At 67.1% G+C, this 20,417-nt stretch carries 19 protein-coding genes and 1 pseudogene; 10 read left to right on the forward strand and 10 right to left on the reverse strand.

Features of this window, described 5'->3' with window-relative positions:
- Positions 1-30: 30 nt before the first annotated feature.
- Positions 31-843, forward strand: coding sequence for a TspO/MBR family protein (locus IT882_RS05820; protein WP_195693544.1), 813 nt, complete (start codon positions 31-33; stop codon positions 841-843).
- Positions 844-899: 56 nt separating this feature from the next.
- Positions 900-1,757 carry an N-acyl homoserine lactonase family protein gene (locus tag IT882_RS05825; RefSeq protein WP_195693545.1) on the forward strand — a complete coding sequence of 286 codons (858 nt, stop codon included), beginning with the start codon at positions 900-902 and terminating at the stop codon, positions 1,755-1,757.
- Between the two features lie 15 nt (positions 1,758-1,772).
- Here IT882_RS05825 and IT882_RS05830 read toward each other — a convergent pair whose 3' ends face one another.
- From IT882_RS05830 to IT882_RS05865, 8 genes and pseudogenes are all read right to left on the reverse strand, one after another.
- Positions 1,773-2,744, reverse strand: coding sequence for a DNA topoisomerase IB (locus IT882_RS05830; protein ID WP_195693546.1), 972 nt, complete (start codon positions 2,742-2,744; stop codon positions 1,773-1,775).
- A gap of 72 nt (positions 2,745-2,816) precedes the next feature.
- A complete protein-coding gene (locus IT882_RS05835) occupies positions 2,817-4,529 on the reverse strand; it encodes an FAD-binding protein (RefSeq protein WP_195693547.1) in 1,713 nt (570 codons plus the stop codon).
- A gap of 60 nt (positions 4,530-4,589) precedes the next feature.
- Entirely contained in the window at positions 4,590-5,375 is a 786-nt protein-coding gene (locus IT882_RS05840; RefSeq protein WP_195693548.1) for an ABC transporter permease, read from the reverse strand.
- Positions 5,376-5,389: 14 nt separating this feature from the next.
- Positions 5,390-6,301, reverse strand: coding sequence for an ABC transporter permease (locus tag IT882_RS05845; RefSeq protein ID WP_195693549.1), 912 nt, complete (start codon positions 6,299-6,301; stop codon positions 5,390-5,392).
- 2 nt (positions 6,302-6,303) lie between these two features.
- On the reverse strand, positions 6,304-7,449 hold the full coding sequence (locus IT882_RS05850; protein ID WP_195693550.1) for an ABC transporter ATP-binding protein: 1,146 nt from the start codon (positions 7,447-7,449) through the stop codon (positions 6,304-6,306).
- A gap of 6 nt (positions 7,450-7,455) precedes the next feature.
- The gene (locus IT882_RS05855; protein ID WP_195693551.1) at positions 7,456-8,697 is read right to left on the reverse strand and encodes an ABC transporter substrate-binding protein; all 1,242 of its coding nucleotides are present in this window, start codon (positions 8,695-8,697) and stop codon (positions 7,456-7,458) included.
- Between the two features lie 203 nt (positions 8,698-8,900).
- Positions 8,901-10,288, reverse strand: a pseudogene (locus IT882_RS05860) (aspartate aminotransferase family protein).
- A gap of 58 nt (positions 10,289-10,346) precedes the next feature.
- Complete coding sequence (locus tag IT882_RS05865; protein WP_229382336.1) at positions 10,347-10,820, reverse strand: Lrp/AsnC family transcriptional regulator; 474 nt, start codon at positions 10,818-10,820, stop codon at positions 10,347-10,349.
- Positions 10,821-10,985: 165 nt separating this feature from the next.
- Here IT882_RS05865 and IT882_RS05870 point away from each other — a divergent pair, with 165 nt between their 5' ends.
- Positions 10,986-11,570, forward strand: a complete 585-nt coding sequence (locus tag IT882_RS05870) for a TetR family transcriptional regulator (protein ID WP_195693553.1) — start codon at positions 10,986-10,988, stop codon at positions 11,568-11,570.
- 1 nt (position 11,571) lies between these two features.
- On the opposite strand, the gene IT882_RS05875 is transcribed toward IT882_RS05870, so the two are convergent.
- Positions 11,572-12,633, reverse strand: coding sequence for an SDR family NAD(P)-dependent oxidoreductase (locus tag IT882_RS05875; protein WP_195693554.1), 1,062 nt, complete (start codon positions 12,631-12,633; stop codon positions 11,572-11,574).
- 187 nt (positions 12,634-12,820) lie between these two features.
- Here IT882_RS05875 and IT882_RS05880 point away from each other — a divergent pair, with 187 nt between their 5' ends.
- The 5 genes from IT882_RS05880 to IT882_RS05900 all read left to right on the forward strand — a co-directional run bounded on the left by IT882_RS05880 (position 12,821) and on the right by IT882_RS05900 (position 17,768).
- A complete protein-coding gene (locus IT882_RS05880; RefSeq protein ID WP_195693555.1) occupies positions 12,821-13,849 on the forward strand; it encodes an iron-siderophore ABC transporter substrate-binding protein in 1,029 nt (342 codons plus the stop codon).
- Complete coding sequence (locus tag IT882_RS05885; protein ID WP_195693556.1) at positions 13,846-14,892, forward strand: FecCD family ABC transporter permease; 1,047 nt, start codon at positions 13,846-13,848, stop codon at positions 14,890-14,892. Before IT882_RS05880 ends, IT882_RS05885 begins: the two co-directional genes overlap by 4 nt.
- Positions 14,889-15,953: a FecCD family ABC transporter permease gene (locus IT882_RS05890; protein WP_195693557.1), complete on the forward strand. Its 1,065-nt coding sequence runs from the start codon at positions 14,889-14,891 to the stop codon at positions 15,951-15,953. Before IT882_RS05885 ends, IT882_RS05890 begins: the two co-directional genes overlap by 4 nt.
- A 74-nt stretch (positions 15,954-16,027) precedes the next feature.
- Positions 16,028-16,837 carry an ABC transporter ATP-binding protein gene (locus IT882_RS05895; RefSeq protein WP_195694137.1) on the forward strand — a complete coding sequence of 270 codons (810 nt, stop codon included), beginning with the start codon at positions 16,028-16,030 and terminating at the stop codon, positions 16,835-16,837.
- Positions 16,824-17,768, forward strand: a complete 945-nt coding sequence (locus IT882_RS05900) for a siderophore-interacting protein (protein WP_195693558.1) — start codon at positions 16,824-16,826, stop codon at positions 17,766-17,768. The genes IT882_RS05895 and IT882_RS05900 overlap by 14 nt, the downstream gene beginning before the upstream one ends.
- A 56-nt stretch (positions 17,769-17,824) precedes the next feature.
- Here IT882_RS05900 and IT882_RS05905 read toward each other — a convergent pair whose 3' ends face one another.
- Entirely contained in the window at positions 17,825-18,340 is a 516-nt protein-coding gene (locus IT882_RS05905) for an SRPBCC family protein (protein ID WP_195693559.1), read from the reverse strand.
- A gap of 135 nt (positions 18,341-18,475) precedes the next feature.
- On the opposite strand from IT882_RS05905, the gene IT882_RS05910 reads away from it, so the two are divergent.
- Positions 18,476-18,970 (forward strand): hypothetical protein, encoded by a 495-nt coding sequence (locus IT882_RS05910; RefSeq protein WP_195693560.1) that lies wholly within the window; start codon positions 18,476-18,478, stop codon positions 18,968-18,970.
- 203 nt (positions 18,971-19,173) lie between these two features.
- Positions 19,174-20,340 carry a hypothetical protein gene (locus IT882_RS05915; protein ID WP_195693561.1) on the forward strand — a complete coding sequence of 389 codons (1,167 nt, stop codon included), beginning with the start codon at positions 19,174-19,176 and terminating at the stop codon, positions 20,338-20,340.
- Positions 20,341-20,417 lie beyond the last annotated feature (77 nt).

Below are 20,417 nucleotides of genomic sequence, written 5' to 3' on the forward strand. Positions count from 1 at the left end.
GCCGACGCCGGTGCGTAATAGCGTGGGGGCATGAACGCGACAGAGTCAGCACGCGGCAGCGACGTGGCCCGCCAGATCCTGGTGATCGCGGCCTTCGTCTTCATGATCATCGGCGACGCAGTCGGCCTGGGAGCTTTCGGCGGTACGCCGATCCAGGACGCACAGGGTGGATCCTTCTCGCCGGATACGTCCTACCTCACGCCGGCGACCGAGGCCTTCGCGATCTGGACGCCGATCTACCTCGGCCTCGCGATCTACGTCATCTGGCAGGCGTTGCCCTCGCAGCGCGCGCGTGACCGGCAGCGCAGTCTGGGGTGGCTCATCGCCCTCACGATGGTTCTCAACGGCCTGTGGCTGGTCACGGTGCAGTTCCTCTCGGTCTGGGCGACCGTGGTCTGCATCATCCTGCTGCTTGCAGCCCTCGTCGCCACCTACCTCCGGGCCGTTCGCACGCGAGAGCCGGCCGATGGATGGCTGGACGGCATCCTCATCGACGTTGTGACCGGCCTGCACCTGGGCTGGGTGACGCTTGCGACCGTTGCCAACATCGCGGCGGCGCTGACCGCGACCGTACCGTCGGACTGGGAGAGCGCGGCATCCGTCGTCGGGGTTCTCGTTCTCGTGGTCGTGGCCGTTGTTGCGCTGGGGCTATCCGCATCGGGAGGATGGCGCATTGCTCCCGTCCTGTCGATCGCCTGGGGGCTCGGCTGGCTCGCCGTCGCCCGTCTGCTCGGTGAGCTGGTGGACGTGCCGATCGGAATCACGGCGATCGTCGTCGCCGTCATCGTGCTCATCGTGCCCATCGTGGCCCGACTCATGCGCGAGCGGACCCTCGCCGACTGACGCGCCGAAACCTCGCCGCCCCGGACGGGAAACAGCGGCCTGGCACACTGAACCACATGAGTACCAGTGGCGTCGGACGCGTATCGGTTCTGAGTATCGGCGAGGTGCGGCTGCGGCCGCGCAACATCCAGGGCCGGGGCACCCCGATGCTGTGGTGGACGTTCACCTCCCGGCGGTGGACGCAGCCGCTGCCCGTCAACGTCGTGCTGATCGAGCACGAGAAGGGCTGGGTGCTGTGGGATACCGGGCAAGCGCCCGCGTCAGCTGACTCGCCGAAAGAGTACTTTCCGGGAGGCTTCGTCGGCGCGGTCTACGCACGCCAGGTGGACTCGACCCTCACACCCGGACAGGGGCTTGGTGAACAGCTCGAGCTTGCCGGCGTTCCCCTCGATCGCCTGACGCTCGCGGCTGTCTCTCACCTGCACTACGACCACGCCGGCAACGTCGGGGAGCTCGCCGCCGCCGGAACTCCCGTGCTTGTCAGCGAGGCCGAATACGCCCTCCTCACCGGCAGCTCGCCGCACATGCACGGCGTCCTCGCCGAGTACCTGCTCGATGCCGGCGTTCAGTGGCGGCCTACCGTGTTCGCTCCGTCCGACGATCCGACTCTCGCGGCGTTCGATGGCGCCTACGACCTCTTCGGCGATGGTGCGTTGACGCTCCTCCCGACGCCGGGCCACTCAGCCGGATCGATGAGCATGCTCGTTCGCCGTGGCGGCGATCAGAACCCCCTGCTGCTGGTCGGGGATGCGACGTACGATCCGAGTCTGATCGATCGCGGCGTCGTACCCGATGTCGGCGACCGGAAGGTCCAGCTCGACACGCTGCGCCGAATCGTGGCGCTGCGTGAGCACCTTCCCGGTCTTCAAGTGATTGCCGGACACGACCCTCACGCGGCAGAACTCGTCGGCTGATCGCGGGGAGACTGCTCAGCGCAGCATCGCGCGCAACTCCGATTCGACGGATGCCGGGCGAGCCGGATCGATCGTCGTCCCCTGCTCGTACGCATCCACCACCCGAGGATCGACGTAGCTGCTCCGGGCGATCGCCGGCGTGTTGCCGAGCACGAACGCCGCGTCGCGCATCGCGGCAGCGACGATGCGCGATCGGCGGGACGGGCTGCTCACCGGGCCGGCCGTCGCAAGGCTCAGCGCAGCAGCTGCCGTGCCGTGCAGGGTGCGGAAGTCCTTCGCGGTGAAGTCACCGCCGGTGCGGCGCCGGATGTCGGCGTTGATCTCCTCGGGATGCAGCGGGTGCACCTCGCCATCGCCGTCACGCCAGGCCAGAAGGCGCGCTCGTCCACCACGACGCTTCAGCGCGCGCACGACGGCGGCAAGGTCAGGGTCGGTGAGCTCTGACTGCCACGGCTGTCCGCTCTTGCCGGGAAAGCGCAGCTCGACGCGCTCACCGTCATGCACGCTCGCGTGGGCGCACAGCAGCGTGCATAGGCCGTAACTGCCGTGCACGTCGGCGTACCGCTCCGATCCAACGCGCAAGCTGCCGGTGTCCAGCATCCGGAACGCGGTCGCCAGGACGCGAGAACGGCCGAGCCCCTCGGCGCGCAGATCGAGCGTCACGCCCCGCCGCGCCGTGGGCAACGTCTCGGCCAGATCCAGCATTCGCTCGAACTTGACGCGATCCTGTCGCTCCCGCCACGCGTCGTGGTACACGTACTGGCGCCGCCCCGCGTCATCGACGCCTGTCGCCTGGATGTGCCCGTTGGGATGAGGCGAGATCCACACGTCGCTCCACGCCGGTGGGATCGCGAGTGCCGTTATCCGTTCGCGGGTGTCGTCGTCGGAGATCGCCGCCCCCGACTCATCCAGGTACGCGAATCCCCGTCCGCGACGCACGCGGCGAAGCCCCGGTTCTGAGGTGCGACTGCGACGCAGGCGTGGCATGGGCTCACGCTACGCCGCAAACGGACCGTCGCGGCCGAATCCGAGCATCGACATCGTCGTTCCGGCGCGCGTTCAGTAACCCGCCGGAACGAACGTCGGCGGCACCGGCGCCTGCGGGTTGTTGACCTGCTGCGCGGCGTGCAGGGCCCCGAGGTAGCCGAACACCGCGGCCGGTCCGATGGTTGCCCCCGGACCCGGGTAGGTGTGACCCATGACGGATGCCGTCGCGTTTCCGGCGGCATACAAGCCCGAGATGACGGAGCCGTCGGACCGAAGCACGCGCGCATGCTCGTCGGTGACGAGCCCGCCCTTCGTGCCGAGATCACCGGGAACAACCTGGTAGGCGTAGAACGGTCCCTTCTCGACAGGCCCCAGGTTCGGGTTCGGCCTGACGGACGGGTCGCCGTAGTAGCGGTCGTACTCGGTGCGACCCCGCTGGAAATCACGGTCGATTCCCGCGCGGGCAAACTCATTGAACCGCGCCACGGTCGCGGCGAGCCGCTCCGGATCGACGGAGATCTTCGCGGCGAGTTCCGCCAGCGTGGGCGCTTCGACCTGAGCGCCATGCTCCTTGGTCCACGCGCCGGACGGTGGCAGGAGGACGTTGTTGAGGTAGCGGTGCCGGTGCCGCGTATCGGTGACGAGCCAGCACGGAATCGCGGGCACCGTCTTGTTGCGGGCCAGGATGTCGTGACCGAAGTCGACGTAGGACTCCGACTCGTTGACGAAGCGCTCTCCGGACTGGTCGACCACGAGGCTGTAGGGAAACGACCGCTCCCACAGGATGAACCCCGTCTTGTCGTCGCCGACCGGGACACCGGCGCCCCACCACGCGTCATCCATCATCGCGACGTCGCCCCCGACATCCATGCCGAGCTGGATGCCGGAGCCTGTCTGGCCCTCGGGGGCAGCCGTCCAGCCGGGCACCCCCTGGTACTTCTCGCGCCACTCGGTGTTGCGGGCGAAGCCGCCCGAGCCGAGCATGATTCCCCGTCGGGCACGGATGCGGACAGGCTTGCCATCGCGCTCGATGACCGCGCCGACCACCCGGTCGTTCTCGACGACGAGCTCGGTCATCGGCGCCGAGAGCCAGACCGGCACGCCGTTCTTGCGGGTGACCCACATGAGCCCGCCCGCGAGGGCAGGTCCCATGCCGCGAGCCTGCTTTCCGAGGATGCCGAGACTGAGGATCCGAGCCACGATCCGCGCCCCGCGGACGAAGCCGCTGACCGTCGACCACGCTCGACCGAGTTCCCAGACGTCGTCGTTGCGGATGGCCGCGGGGAGACCCTCATCCATCCGGGAGTGCTTCTGGTATCCGCGCAGCTTCTTCATGTCGAACCACCGCAGCTCGATCGCGCGGCCGACGCGGCCACCGGGCAGGTCGGGGTAGTAGTCCGGGTACTGCGCCGACGTGCGCCAGCGCAGACCCTGAGATTCCGTCATCCGCACGAACCCATGGATGCCGTCCAGGAACGCGCGCTTGCGTGCGGCGTTCGCGAACGGTCCGGGCTCGCCGACTGTGCGATCCAGGTACGTGAGCGCGTCGGGGATCGAGTCGAGCGCTCCCTCGCGCAGCATGACGGGGTTGGCGGGAAGCCACAGGCCGCCGCCCGAGATGCAGGTCGTGCCGCCCCATTTGTCCGTGCTCTCGACCACGAGGGTGTCGAGGCCGTTCAGGCGGGCAGCGATCGCCGCCGATAATCCCGCCGCGCCCGTCCCCGCTACGAGGTAGTCGACCTCGCGATCCCAGGCTGTGTCCGGTCTGATGCTTCGTCGCGCCATGCCCCCAGTGAACGCCGCCCGCCGACCGGTGTCAACAATGTTGACAAATCGCCGTAGCCGTCACCGACCCCGGCGAACCGCAGCCCTCCGGGCGTTGACGATCCCGTACGCGAGGGTTCCGACGATCGCGAGCAAGAACACCGCGGACGCGATGACGTTCGCCTGCGGCGGGATGCCGCGCTGCGCTGCCACGTAGATGTAGACGGGGAAGGTCTGCACCGAGCCCGACGTGAAGTACGTGATGATGAAGTCGTCAAAGCTCAGGCTGAACGAGAGCAGCGCGGCCGCGATGATGCCCGGCAGCAGCAGCGGGAACGTGATGCGCCAGAACACCTGCCGGGGGGAGCCGTAGAGGTCCCGGCCCGCCTCTTCGATCGAGGGGTCGAGCGAGAGCGCGCGGGCTCGCACGGTCACGACCACGAAGCTCAGACAGAACATCGTGTGCGCCAGGATGATCGTGCCGAGACCCTTCGCGACGCCCATCGTCAGGAACTGGGCGGCAAGGCCCGCACCGATCACGACTTCGGGGGTGGCCATCGGCAGGAACAGCAGCAGGCTGATCGAGCCGCGGGCTTTGAACTGGTAGCGCACGAGCGCGAGGGCGATCATCGTGCCCAGGGTCGTGGCGATGAGCGTGGCGACGAGACCGACCAGGATGCTGTTGCCGAACGCGACACAGACTTCGGGCTGCTCACAGACGGTGAGCCAGTTCTCGATCGTGAACCCGTTCCAGGTGATGTTGGTTCGCGTCGTCTCGTTGAACGAGAACAGGAACGTGTACGCGATCGGGATGAGCAGCACGACGAACGCCGCGATGACGTAGATGCCGAGGATTCGGGACCGCACGGTCCATTGCGTCTTCACAGGAGGTCATCCGTCCCCGTGCGCCGCACGTAACTGCCGACAATGATCAGGATGACGGCCATGAGCAGGATGCTGAGCGCGGCCGCCTGCGGGTAGTTCACCGTGATGAGGAACTTCGACTGGATGACGTTTCCGATCATCGTCGTCGACGGGCTTCCGAGGAACGCCTGGCTGGCGTTGACGTAGTCACCGGTCGCCGGAATGAAGGTGAGGAGCGTCCCCGAGACCACCCCGGGGAGCGAGAGCGGGAACGTGACCCGCCAGAAGGTCTGCCCCGGTGTCGCGTAGAGGTCGGAGCTCGCCTCGAGCAACCGCGTGTCGAGCCGGTCGAGGGACGCGAACAGCGGCAGCGTCATGAACGGGATGAAGTTGTAGGTCAGGCCGAAGACGACGGCGAATCCGGTGCCGGTGATGTGGTCTTGCGGGCCGAAGACTCCTATCGCCTGCAGGAATCCGACGACGGGGCCTTCGTCGGCGAACAGCGCCTTCCAGGCGAGGGTTCGCAGCAGGAACGAGATGAAGAACGGCGCGATCACCAGCACCAGCAGCAGGTTGCGGATGAGGGGACGATCGCGCAGCACGACACCGATGAAGTACGCGATCGGGTAACTGATCAGCAGCGCGAACAGGGTGGCCAGCAACGCGTACCAGAACGAGCGCAGGAACTGCGGCCAGTACTCCGAGATGACATCGACATAGTTCTGCCAGTTGAACGCGTAGTAGAACGCGCCGTACTGCGAGGTGTCGTTGACGCCGAACGAGGTCATCAACAGCGACACGAACGGCACGACGAAGAACAGGGCGAGGTATGCGAGTCCCGGCAGCAGCAGCGCGAACGCTACCCAGCTTGCCCGCCGCTGCGGCGAGGCCTTCTTGGTATCGGCGACAGCCAGCGCCGACATCGCCATGGCTAGGCGTCCTCGCTGTCGGCGATGGCCTCGGCGGCGCCGGCCTGAGCGTCGGCATCCAACCCGAACGTGTGCTCGGGTCGCCACCGCACCCACACCTCGCTGCCCACCGCGAAGACCGAGCCGAACACCATGTTCTGCTCGAACACCCCGATGGATCCGATCCCGGGCATCTCAACCGTGTATTGCGTGCTCACACCGGTGAACGAGAGGTCGGTGATGCGGCCGGGGCCGAGGACGTTGTCGTCGGTGGTGGGCGCCTCAGAGGCGAGCATGAGCTTCTCGGGTCGCACACCAACGGTGATGGTGCCCGATGTCGAGACCGCCCGTTCGATCGGCATCCGGAGCGTGCCACCTGCCGCGGTGCGCGCGACGAGGGTGCCGCCCGCCGCCGATTCGACGGCCCCGGCGATCAGATTCGACTGCCCGAGGAAGCTCGCCACGAACCCGGTGCGCGGCAGTTCGTACAGCTCCTGCGGAGCGCCCATCTGCTCGATGCGGCCGTGATTCATGACGGCGACGGTGTCGGCCATCGTCATGGCCTCTTCCTGGTCGTGGGTCACGTGCAGGAAGGTGATTCCGACCTCGTCTTGAATCGTCTTCAGTTCGCTCTGCATCTGTCGACGCAGTTTCAGGTCGAGCGCGCCGAGCGGTTCGTCCAGAAGCAGGAGCGCGGGTCGGTTGACGATGGCCCGCGCGAGCGCGACACGCTGCTGCTGACCGCCGGACATCTGCGACGGCTTACGCCCCGCCACGTGGTCGAGTTCGACGAGCTTGAGCGCGTCGAGGGCGCGGCTGGCAGCATCCGTCACCTTGCGGCGGCGCAGCCCGAACTCGACGTTCTCTTGCACCGTCATGTGCGGGAACAGCGCGTAGCTCTGGAACACCGTGTTGACCGGGCGCTTGTGCGGGGGCACGGATGTCACGTCCTTGCCACCGATCGAGATCGACCCCGCGGTGGGTCGCTCGAGGCCCGCGACGATCCGCAGGGTCGTTGTCTTTCCGCACCCCGAGGGGCCGAGGAGGGCGAAGAACGAACCCGCGGGAATCACCAGATCCAGATCGTGCAGAGCGGTGAAACCGGGGAAGGTCTTGCGGATGCCGCGGAGCTCGAGGTCAGCGCCGGCCTCGGGTGTCGATGCGCTCATGCGGGATCAGGCGCCGAGTCCGACGGCTTCGAACTCGGCGTTGTACTTCTCCTGCTCCTGGTTACTGAGCGCCCGGAAGATGAACGCGTTGGCCAGCGTCTCTTCGTCGGGGAAGATGAGCTGGTTCTCGACCATCTCGGGGTCGATGTCGGCCATCGCTTCCTGGGCTCCGACCACGGGGGTGATGTAGTTCACCCAGGCGGCAACCTCGGCGGCGACTTCGGGCTGGTAGTAGTAGTCGATCAACGTCTCGACGTTGGCCTTCTGCTGCGAGCCGATCGGGATCATGAAGTTGTCGCTCCAGAGCGTCCCACCCGAGTCGGGAAGGGCGAATCCGAACTTGTCGTAGCCGACCTCCGCGTTGATGGCGGTGATGTCGCCCGACCACACGATGGCAGCGAGCGTGTCCTCGTTGATGAGGTCGTCGGCATACGAGTTGCCCTTGATGTTGCGGATCTGACCGTCCGAGACCTGCTGGGCGAACACGTCGATCGCGTTCTGGAACTCGGTGTCGCCCCACGAGCCGGAGGAGATGTCCACACCCTGGCTCAGCATGATGAGCCCGATCGTGTCGCGCATCTCGCTGAGGACGCCGACGCGGCCCTTCAGATCGGGGTTCCAGAGGTCGTCGACGGATGCCAGGCCGTTGGGAAGCTTCTCGGTGTTCCAGGCGAGACCTGCAAAGCCCGACTGCCACGGCACCGAGTTGGCGCGGCCGGGGTCGAAGCTCGGGTTCATGAGGCTCGGGTTGAGGTTCGCGTAGACGTTGGGCATCTTCGCCTTGTCGAAGGCCTGCGTGTAGCCCGAGGCGATCCAGATGTTCGCCATCCAGTCGGTGAGGCACACGGTGTCGGCGCCGATGCCCTGGCCGAGAGCGAGCTGGTCGCGCACCTTCGCGAAGTACGTGTTGTTGTCGTCGATCGAGACGTCGTAGTTGACGGTCAGCCCCGTCTGCTCTTCGAAGGCCTGCAGCGTCGGGTGGTTGCCGTCGTCATCCTCGTCGAGGTAGAACGACCAGTTCGCCCAGGTGAGGGTCTTCACGCTCGATGACAGGTCTTCGGGGGCGGTCAGCGCTGAGCCGCCCGTCGAGTCCGAACCACCCACGCGGCCGGTGCAGGCCGCGAGGAATCCCATGAGCGAGAGAGCACCGGCGCCGGCGAGCACGCCACGGCGGGAGATCTGCGCTGCACGGGCCTGCGAAATGAGCGCTCGGATCATCGGATCGGAGGGGAGTTGACGGTCGGGCATAGTCGGTCACCTCAATCAGCTGAATGCGTGCTGTGCACGGATTGTCAGTGATCGTGCCATGACCAGCCCCGGGCGGCAAGCGATATCCGAAGCCCGAAACAAACTTGATACAGGAATCTGTCGTTTCGAGTAACGTGCGCAACGGTTTCACGCACACCAGCTGCGGATTCCGACGTTGCCGGAATCCGCAGCTGGTGAATCCGCTACAGCAGGCCCGCGGCGCGCGTGAGAACGTCGCGCAGGATCTGCTCGAGCTCGTCGAACTCCGAGGGTCCGATCGTCAGCGGCGGGGCGAGCTGGATGACGGGGTCGCCGCGGTCGTCGGCGCGGCAGTACAGGCCGGCGTCGTACAGGGCGCCGGAGAGGAATCCGCGCAGGAGTCGCTCGGACTCGTCGTCATTGAAGGTCTCGCGCGTCGCCTTGTCTTTGACCAGTTCGATGCCGAAGAAGTAGCCGTCGCCGCGCACGTCGCCGACGATCGGCAGATCGAGCAGCTTCTCCAGCGCCGCGCGGAACAGGGGGGAGTTCTCGCGGACGCGCTGGTTCAGGCCCTCCTCGTCGAAGATCGCGAGGTTTTCGAGGGCGACGGCAGCAGAGACCGGATGCCCGCCGAAGGTGTAGCCGTGCAGGAACGACGTGTGACCGTGGCGGAACGGCTCGTAGATCCGGTCCGAGATCACAGTTGCGCCCAGCGGCGAGTAGCCGCTCGTGAGCCCCTTGGCCGAGGTGATGATGTCGGGGACGTAGTCGTACGCGTTGCAGGCGAAGGTGTGGCCGATGCGTCCGTAGGCGCAGATGACCTCATCCGACACCAGCAGCACATCGTGGCGGTCGCAGATCTCGCGGACGCGCTGGAAATAGCCCGGGGGAGGGGGAAGCATCCGCCTGAGTTCTGCACGGGCTCGAGGAAGACGGCGGCGACGGTTTCGGGGCCTTCGAACAGGATCATCTCTTCGATGCGGTCGGCTGCCCACTTGCCGAAGGCTTCGAGGCGGTCGCCGTTTCCATCCCACACGAACCCGGCCTCTTCGGCGCGGTACGCGTTGGTGTTGGGCACGCGGAAAGCGCCAGGCACGAGCGGCTCGAACGGTGCCTTCATGACCGGGATGCCGGTGATCGCCAGCGCTCCCTGCGGGGTGCCGTGGTAAGCGATCGAGCGCGAGATGACCTTGTGCTTGAGGGGCTGGCCCTGCAGCTTCCAGAACTGCTTCGCGAGCTTGAACGCGGTCTCGACGGCTTCACCGCCCCCGGTGGTGAAGAACACACGATTGAGGTCGCCGGGTGCCTCGTCTGCCAGGCGGTCGGCCAGTTCGATCGCCGACGGGTGCGCGTACGACCACAGCGGGAAGAACGCGAGCTCTTCAGCCTGCTTCGCTGCGGCCTGAGCCAGGCGCTTGCGGCCGTGCCCCGCGTTGACGACGAACAGTCCCGACAGGCCGTCGAAGTAGCGCTTGCCCCGGTCGTCCCAGATGTGATGGCCCTCACCGCGCACGATGATGGGCACCCCGGAGGTGTCCAGCACCGACTGGCGGGTGAAGTGCATCCACAGGTGGTCCTGTGCCTTCTTCTGCAGATCGGCGGACGAGGTCATGACATGTCCTTTCGGGGCGCGATCACGCTGGTCTGGGTGGTGATCACTGGGTATCGATTCATGACTGGGTGCCCCAGTCATAGAGCTGTTTCACGAGGCGGAGATAAACGAAGGATTCGGTGGCGACGACGCCGTCGATGGCGCGGATGCGCCGGTTGAGAAGGTCGATGAGCTCGTCATCCGAGGCGCAGACGACCTCGGCGAGCACATCGAAGCTGCCCGCGGTGAGCACGACGTACGTGACTTCCGGGAGGGCGGAAACCTCCTCGGCAATGCGGGTTGAATCTCCCGAGGTGCGGATGCCGACCATCGCCTGCCTCGCGAACCCGAGTTGGAGGGGGTCGGTGACGGCGACGATCTGCATGACACCGGCGTCGACAAGCCGTTGCACGCGATTGCGCACAGCGGTCTCAGAGAGGCCCACAGCCTTGCCGATGTCGGCGTACGAGCGCCGGCCATCGGCCTGTAGGTGCTCGACGATGGCGCGCGAGATGTCGTCGAGTTGGGGAACCCGGGGAGTGCGATCTGCCACGCGACGATCATCGCAGAGGAGATGCCAGAAGACAACTGAATACGTCGATATGGCAGCGGATATCGGCGGAATCCGCACGATGGCGGCGTTGTGAAGTCGGAAATCGGTGCTCTGCGAAGCCTCTGTCGCGCCCGGTACGCGGTGCACGCCGTGCGACCATGGGGGATGAGCCTGCCAGAGAATGCTCCCGCGTCGAAGCGGGCCATCTGGCATGCCGCGCAGCGACTTTTCACCGAGAACGGCTTTGCTCGCACGTCGGTGCGCGAGATCGCGACCGAAGCCGCCATCGATCCTGCCCTGGTCATCCGCCATTTCGGCTCGAAAGAGCAGCTGTTCATGGAGACGATGGACGTCGATATCGGGGCTGCTGCCTTCGACGGGCCGATCGAGACGCTGGGCGAGCGGTTCATCGCCTTCGTGCTCGACGCGGATGCCGACATCCGTGGCATCTACCTGGCACTGCTGCGCGCCAGCGACTCCACGGGAATCTGGACCCACCTGCGGGCGGCGCACGAAGAGGGGTTCGTCCGTCCCTTCCGGACGCGTATCGCCTCGTCGGTGGGTGACCCCGCCGACCCCGCCCCTGCCGACTCCGCCGACGCTGACACGCGAGCGCGCCTGGCGGCTGCCGTCGTCGGCGGCTTGCTCTACAGCCTCTGGGTGGTGCGCGACGAGGGTCTCGCGCATCTCGAGCGCGAGACCCTCGTACGCCGCTACGGCGCGTTGTTGCAGGCCGCGATTACCGGCTGAATCAGATGGCCGACCAGCCACCGTCCGAGGGCAGGATGACCCCCGTGATGTTGGTCGCGTCGTCGCTGAGCAGCCAGGTGATGGATGCCGCAAGCTGCGCCGACTCGGCGATCGGCGGCAGGATCGCCATTGCGAGTCCGACGCGCTCCTGACCGAGTTCGGAGGCGAACGACGCCTCGATCCCGGTCGCAACCGGCCCCGGAGCTACCGCGTTGACGCGAATATTCTTTCCCGCGTACATGAACGACGTGCTCTTGGTGAGGCCGACCACAGCGTGCTTCGAGGTCGTATAGGCAAGGCCCGCCGCCGAACCGCGCAGCCCCGCTTCGGAGGCGACGTTGACGATGGAACCTGCGCCGCCCTCGAGCATGAGCGGAAGAACCGCGCGTGTCAGGCGGAACGTCCCCTCGACGTTCACAGCCATCACCCGTGCCCAGACCGCGTCGCTCACTTCGTGCAGCGGCGTCATGTCATCCATGATCCCGGCGACGTTCGCGAGGCCATCGGCGCGCCCGTCGGCGGCGGCGACAATTCTCGCGATCGCGTCTTCGGAGGTGATGTCGCCGGCGACGGCTACGGCGCCGGGCATCTCCGCGACCGCCGCATCGAGGCGTTCCTGCGAGATGTCGACGGCAATGACTGTGCCGCCTTCCGCAGCGACGCGCGCCGCCACGGCGCGCCCGATGCCCGACCCTGCGCCGGTCACGATCACCGTCTTGCCGTCGAAGCGCCCGGGGGTGATGCGCTCGATCCACGGGGCTGCCATCGGGGGAGCGGCGGGTTCGTCATCCTCATCGTCGTCGTCACCGCCATCGCTGGCGGGCGCCGCGGCGAGGGCGTTGGGGTCGTTGGCGCGACGAACCATGTCGTCGATCATTTCCTGCGGCATCCGTCCACCGCTCATCGAGGCGACACGCTCGAGCGAGAAGAGTTTGACGGGCGCCAGGGCCGACTCGTTCTGGCCGCCCTGGGCGAGCAGGTCGCGCAGGATCGGGCCGCCGACCGGATGCTTCAACCACGCGCCGATCGACGACTTTGCGCTGAGTGCCTTGTCTTTGGCCATGTCTCCTCCTTGAGTCGATCGCGGTTTCGGGACCGCGTGATCCCAGTCTAGAGAACGAGTCAACAAAGTTGACAGGGTCTTTCGCATGAACCTTCAGATTGAGGGATGGTTCGCGCGCGAGGTAGGTTAGGCAAGGCTTACCAATTCGAGAGTGAGCCTCACACAGCAACCCACGAAAGGAGCGCTCGTGCGCGCCTCCCGTCTCATCGCCCTCGGCATCGCCGTGGCCCTGACCGGTTCCCTTGCCGCCTGTTCGTCGTCGACGGATGCCGAGACGACCGAGCCCGAGTCGACCGGAGACTTCCCGGTCACGATCGAGCACGCCTACGGCGAGACCGTCATCGACGCGAAGCCCGAGCGGATCGCCACGGTCGCCTGGTCGAACCACGAGGTTCCTCTCGCGCTGGGTGTCGTTCCGGTCGGCATGAGCAAGGCGACGTGGGGCGACGACGACGGCGACGGTGTGCTGCCGTGGGTCGAAGACAAGCTCGACGAGCTCGGCGCAGAGACCCCCGTGCTCTTCGACGAGACCGACGGCATCGACTTCGAGGCCGTCGCCGACACGCAGCCCGACGTCATCCTGGCCGCCTACTCCGGGCTCACGCAGGAGGACTACGACACGCTCTCGAAGATCGCTCCCGTCGTCGCCTATCCCGATGTCCCCTGGGGCACGACTTACGAAGAGATGATCCGCATGAACTCCGCAGCGATCGGGCTGCCGGCCGAGGGCGACGAGCTCATCGACGAGCTGCACGCCGAGGTCGAGGCGTCGCTGTCGAACTATCCGGAGCTTGATGGCGCACGCATCCTCTTCAGCTACATCGACCCGGCCGACTTCAGCCAGATCGGGTTCTACACCAGCCACGACACGCGCCCCGGGTTCCTCGAGAGCATCGGTTTCCCCGTCCCCGAGATCGTCGCGGACGAGTCGGCGGGCACCGAGGAGTTCTACACCGCGGTCAGCGCCGAAGAGGCCGACAGGTTCTCCGATGTCGACGTGTTCGTGACCTACGGCGAGGCCGATGGCGCGATCATCGAGCAGCTGCAGGCAGACCCGCTGCTGTCCCAGATCCCGGCGATCGCGAACGGCTCGATCGTCGTGCTCGAAAACGGCACGCCGCTCGCGGCCTCGGCCAACCCGTCGCCGCTGTCGATCGGCTGGGGCATCGACGACTACTTCGCCCTCCTCGCGTCGGGAATCTCCGAGCAGCAGTGACCACTCTCCACGCGTCAGCACCGGTACCGGCCCTCGCTTCGTTGCGACGGTCGGTACCGGTGCGCGTCGCGTGGCTCATCGCGGGTCTCGGACTGCTGGTGGTGCTCGCTGTCGCATCCGTCGCCTTCGGCGTCGCCGATGTGAGTCCCGCCGACCTGGTCGCCGGGCTCTCGGGTGACGCGTCCTCGATCGAGGCGGCGGCTGTGATCAAACGGATGCCGCGCACGGTGCTCGCGATTCTCGTCGGCGCATCCCTCGCCCTGGCCGGCGCCAGCATGCAGGCCGTGACTCGCAATCCGCTCGCCGACCCCGGCATCCTCGGGGTCATGAGCGGCGCTGCCCTGGCGGTCGTCGCGGGACTCGCGTTCTTCGGCATCGTGGATCCCTACGGGCAGATGGGCCTGGCGATCCTGGGGGCAGCGGGCGCGGCGATCTTCGTCTACCTCGTCGGGTCGCTCGGGCGCGGGGGAGCGACGCCCCTCAAGCTCGCGCTGGCCGGGGCTGCGACCTCGGCGGCGCTCGCGTCGCTGGTCAGTGCCATCCTGCTTCCCCGCGTCGATGTCATGTCGACGTTCCGGTTCTGGCAGATCGGTGGGGTCGGCGGCGCCGAATGGGATCGCATTGCCGTCGTCGCGCCCGTCCTGCTGATCGGTGCCCTCGTCGTGTTCGCGACCGCGCGCGGCCTGAACTCCCTGGCCCTCGGCGATGACCTGGCGGCAGGCCTCGGCGAACATGTCGCCCGAACCCGGCTCATCTCCTCTGCCGGCGCCGTCGTGCTGTGCGGCGCAGCGACAGCCGTCGCGGGACCGATCGCGTTCGTCGGCCTGGTCATCCCGCACGGCGTGCGCATGCTCGTCGGTCCGGACCACCGCTGGCTGCTGCCGCTGTCGGCGATCGGCGGGGCGGTGCTGCTGTTGGCCGCCGACATCGTCGGGCGCCTGGTCGCCAAGCCCGAAGAGATCGAGGTCGGCATCGTGACGGCGCTGATCGGAGCGCCGCTCTTCATCTGGATCGTCCGACGCCAGAAGGTGCGCGAGCTGTGACCGCCACCCTGATCCCCACGCCGTCAGCCACCACGTCGACCGCCGAGGCGATCGTTCGCGGGCGCCGCAGCCGCCGGCGTCGCTGGAGCATCACGACCGCGATCCTTGCCTTGATCGTGCTGGCTGTCATCGCCGTGAGCACGATGGTCGGGCACACCTTCTATACGCCCGTGGAGGTTCTTCGCGTCATCCTCGGCGACACCGTACCCGGGGCATCCTTCACCGTTGGTGAACTCCGCTTGCCGCGTGCTCTGCTCGCCCTCGTCTCGGGCTTCGCGTTCGGGATGGCGGGTGTGACATTCCAGACGATGCTGCGCAATCCGCTCGCCTCACCGGATGTCATCGGCATCAGCGCCGGCGCGAGTCTTGCCGCAGTGACCGGCATCATCGTCTTCTCCCTCAGCGATGTCGCCGTGTCGGCCGTCGCTCTGGTCGGCGCCCTTGTCACGGCCGCGGCGATCTACCTGCTCGCCAGTCGTAGCGGGTTCGCGGGAGCTCGGCTCATCCTCATCGGCATCGGCATCGCGGCGATGATCCAGAGCCTCATCGCCTACCAGCTCTCGGGCGCCGCCGAGTGGGACCTGCAGTCGGCGATGCAGTGGCTCTCGGGGAGCCTCAACAACGCGTCGTGGGAGCGCCTCGTTCCGCTTGCGATTGTGATGCTGCTGGTCGTGCCCGTCATGTTGACGCGCGGCGCCGATCTCGACATCCTGCGCCTGGGCGATGACTCTGCCGCTGCCCTGGGTGTGCGGGTCTCGCGCACTCGCGTGCTGTTCATCCTGGGCGCCGTCATCCTGCTCGCCTTTGCCACCGCGGCAACCGGCCCCATCGCGTTCGTCGCCTTCATGGCTGGGCCGATCGCCGCGCGGTTGCTCGGCCCCGGACCGTCGCTTCTGCTGCCGGCTGGTCTTGTCGGAGCGCTGCTGGTGCTCGTCGCCGACCTCGTCGGTCAGTTCGCCTTTGCGTCGCGGTACCCCGTCGGTGTCATCACCGGCATCCTCGGCGCCCCCTACCTCGTCTATCTGTTGGTGCGCACGCACCGGTCGGGAGGATCCCTGTGAACCCGCCACTGACAACCACGCTCCGCGTGCCGGATGTCGAACCTGACGCCGCGACGACGGTGGATCCCGCGCCCGTGCCCGGTTCGGTCGGTCATCGGCTTGCTGCCGAAGGGCTCTCGCTCGCCTACGGCGACCGCACGGTCGTCAGCGACCTAGACCTGCAGATCCGGTCCGGCGCCATCACGACGATCGTCGGCGCCAACGGATGCGGAAAGTCGACGCTGCTGCGAGCGTTCGCCCGCCTGCTCCCACCGCAGACGGGGCGCGTCGTGCTCGATGGCCGCGAGATCCACCGCACTCCGACCAAGCAGATCGCGTGCGAGATCGGGCTGCTACCGCAGAACCCGATCGCCCCGGAGGGGATTGCGGTTGCCGACCTCGTGGGTCGGGGGCGGCATCCGCACCAGCGTATGCTCGCCCGCTGGAGCGCCAAGGACTATCAGGTCGTCGCGGAGGCGCTGGAGGCCACCGATATCGCAGACCTTGCCGACCGCTCCGTCGATGAGCTGTCGGGTGGGCAGCGTCAGCGCGTATGGATCGCGATGGCGTTGGCGCAAGCGACCGGCATCCTGCTGCTGGATGAGCCGACGACCTTCCTCGACGTCGCCCACCAGATCGAGGTGCTCGATCTGCTCACCGACCTGAACCGCAGCCGCGGCACGACGATCGTCATGGTGTTGCACGACTTGAACCTCGCGGCGCGTTATGCCGATGAGCTCGTCGCCATGAAGGACGGTCAGATCCACGCGTCGGGGGAGCCCGATCGGGTCGTCACCGAGGACCTCGTTCGTGACGTTTTCGGGATGAACAGCCGCGTCATCCCCGATCCCGTGTCGGGGTCGCCCGTCGTACTACCCATGGGGAGGCACCATGTCCGCAGCTGAGTCCACCGTTCTCGAGGCGTCGCCGTTCCTCGTCGCGCGCGGAACCGTGAGCGCGGTCGACCGGGTTTCGCCGACCTTCGTGCGCATCACCTTCACCGGCGCCGACTTCGACGAGTTCGGCGATCCCGAGCGCGTGCTCGATCAGCGCATCAAGCTCATCTTTCCGCCCAGCTCAGGTCGGCTTCCCGATCTCGGTCACCCGGGCGGCGACTGGTGGTCTGCGTTCCTGGCCATTCCGGAGGACGAGCGCGGGTCGATGCGCACGTACTCGATGAGGCAGCTGCGCGTCGACGAGGGTGGGACGTCGGTCGTCGTCGACTTCGTGCTGCACCTCGAGCCGGGATTCACCGGGCCCGCGTCGTCATGGGCGAGTCAGGCATCCGTCGGTGACGAGTTGCTGCTGATCGGACCCCGCCGTGGCCGCCCGAGCGGGGGAGGGATCGAGTACGCCCCGGGCGACGCCCGCGAGATCCTGCTCGCCGGCGACGAGACCGCAGCGCCGGCGATCGCCCGCATCCTCGAAGACATCGACCGCGATGCCGTGGGCCTCGCGGTCATCGAGGTGCCGTCGGATGCCGATGCGCTCTCGATCGATGCGCCCCGGGGCGTCGATGTGCGGTGGGTGCCGCGGGATGGGGCAACCGTCGGCTCGGCGCTGATTCCGACCGTGCTCGGCGAGCTCGGCGCCACCGCGACGGTGACCGTGACCGACGACGGCACCGAAGAGCTGCTCTGGGAGACGCCGGTCTTCTCGGGCTCGGGTGAGGCGCTGGATGACACGACCGATGCGATCGACCGCTACTTCTGGATTGCGGGGGAGAGCTCGGTTGTCACCACGCTGCGCCGCCACCTCGTGAAGGATCTTGGCATCCATCGCTCACAGGTCGCGTTCATGGGTTACTGGCGCCGCGGTGTCGCCATGCGCGGCTGAGAGCCGCCGCGTTCGGATCGGGCAGGGAGGGTGTGCCTCGGATCACGAGAGCCGAGCTACCGCCTGTCGCTCGCGAGGTCTTCCGCCGTGCGCACACACTCGTTGAGAGCCGCCACCATGTACCGCCGCCAGAGCGGGGCGAACGGTCCCGCGAGGATCCATCGGCGGCCCGGTCGAGGCAGAAACTCGTAGGTCCATCGGATGAGGGTGCCCTCTCCGTCTGGGTTGAAGTTCCACTCGCCGCGGATGCCGACCGCGAGACGATCGAGGACATTCGTGAAGTTGCTCAGCTGGTAGGCGAACGAGACTCCCTCCGTGTATTCGGTGAGTTGCTCATCCGCCTGCGACCCGTCCCCGAATTGGGGGTTGCGGGTCGGGCCAGCGTGGTCCCAGTCCCCAGTCTGGTTCGCCACCGACGTCACCCCCGGAAACGGCCCGACTTTGTGGAACACCCGCGTCAGATCGATGGGCACGATCACGTGGAACGCGTGCTGGGGTGTGACCCAGGTGCGTTGCTGAACCGTGATCGGCACCGTGCGGTCGGTGGGTTTGATGAGCAGCGAGATCGCCATAGCTCGAGTATGACCAGCGGGGGCGGGAGGAATGGCCGAGAAACGACGTGTGCAAGCATGGTCCACATGCCGACCACCGCGCGGGCGACCCTCACCAGGTGAGCAGCACGTGTGAGTGCAGAAACGTCTGAACGAGTGAGGGAGCCCTCCTCCTTCTCCGAGGCCACGCACGCGACGGCCTGCTATGTGCTCGCCGCCGCGCTTACCGCCGTGCTGATCTCGTTGGGGCTACCGGTGCAGGCTGACCCTTTTGCCGGCGAGCCTCTCTTCTGGTTGCAGAGATCGGCCGACCTGTTCAGTCGGTTCCTTCCCTGGGTGATCCTCGCCGCAGTCGTGTACCTCGCTCCCGTGATGCACGTGCTGCGAGCCAAGGCCCCGCTGCCGATTGCCCTGATCCTCTCGGCCATAGTGGGCAGTGGACCGGCAATTCTTTTGTTTGCCGGATGCTTCGTTATCCCGCCCCTGAGGTCGCTGGCGCCGGTGATCTTTCCGCTCTTCCTGTTTGGGGTGATGGTGTCGCTCGTCGGCTTCGCGATACACGCGGTGGTTCGAGAGCACCTCGTGCTGGTGGTCGTGGCAGCGGGAATCGTGACTGTCGGCGGTCTCGTCACGTCTGCCGTCGCCGTCTAGCGCCACCCGTCCCGTCAGCTCAGCAACCGCGGAGGCTCGTAGCGAGGGTTCGCTTCCCGTTCACCCCGTCGGCGAACGCCCGCGATAGCCTGCCCCGCAGGGGGCGAGCAGTGACCACAGAGACGGCTTCACACGAACCTGCGGCCGCCACAAAGGCGGCATGGAAGCGTAGGCCGATCGTCCTAGCGCTCATCGCCGCGGCCGTGGGTTTCACTCTTGGCATCGCCCCCACCGCGATCGCATCCTGGACTGCGCCACTTCCGTCGAGCGCAGTCGTGTTCCCCTCCCAGCTGGGTACGTATTCGTGGTTCACCCTGCACGGCGACCCCGGCATGCCCGTGACGATGACCTACCAAAACGGCGTCGGCGTCGAGTTCATGGACGCGCCCCAGGCAGTGGCGCTGGGCGTGGATGGCAGCACGTATCGCCGCGTCGCAGCGGCCGAGGATCGATCGATTCCGGCCGACCAGGGGGACCCAGCAGACATGGTGCTGTCGGCTGACGGGACGTTCGCGGTCATCGCCGGCGCGAACGGGCACGGCACCGTCGTCGTGCATTCCTTCGCCGATGGCGTCTCGCACGACATCTCTATCGGCGCGGGGCGCAGCGCCGTACCGCTCAGCATTACCTCAGACGGCGATCAGGTCTTGGTTCTGCTCGGCGATGACGAGATGAGCAGGTACGCCGACACAGCCATGAAGCTCCACGGCACGCTGGCCCTGCTTGATCTCGCGAGCGGCGACCTCGCCGACTACCCGCTTGAGGGCGTGATGGCGGCGGCCATCTCGCCCGACGGCACGCGCGTTGCCGCCCAGATCGAGGACGGCACGGTGGTGATGGATGCGGCAGGCCGCGGCGTCCGATCACTTTCGTCTCTCTCGGGCGGGGGAGGGCTCACCGACGACGCGTGGTCGCCCAACGGCACGCACCTGGCGACAATCGCATACGAAGAGGAGTGGGCTAGCGCTCTGAGAACGGAGGCATTGCTCCAGATCACAGACGTCGTCACCGACACAACAGCCGTGGTTCCGCTGGAAGGAATCGATTACGCGGCCGTTCGCGGGTGGAACGATGACGATACCGTCATCGTTCAGGCCTACCGTGACGACAACGGCGCCGAGTTCATGTGGGTGGATGCCGGCACTGGCGCGACCGAGACGTTCGCGACCTACGATTCTGGCTTCACAGGCGCGTCGGTCGCCTCCGCCGACCTCGCACGCGATCTCGTCGGCGAGTGGGTCATCGAGGACCGTGCACCCCAACAGGGCTGGATCGAGGGGATCCTCCTCGGCGCGGTCGTCGGCACCGTTTGCGGCTTGGCCGTGTGGGTGGTTGCGCGGCGTTCCGGGGCCAACCGCGCTGCGGTCTGATCGGACGCTGGTGCTGTGGGCCCACCTGATTGGCGTCAGCGCGCACCGCTAATCCGCCGAGGCGACTTCGCAAAGCC

Origin of the sequence: Microbacterium schleiferi, assembly GCF_015565955.1 — a bacterium.
GTDB lineage: Bacteria > Actinomycetota > Actinomycetes > Actinomycetales > Microbacteriaceae > Microbacterium > Microbacterium schleiferi_A.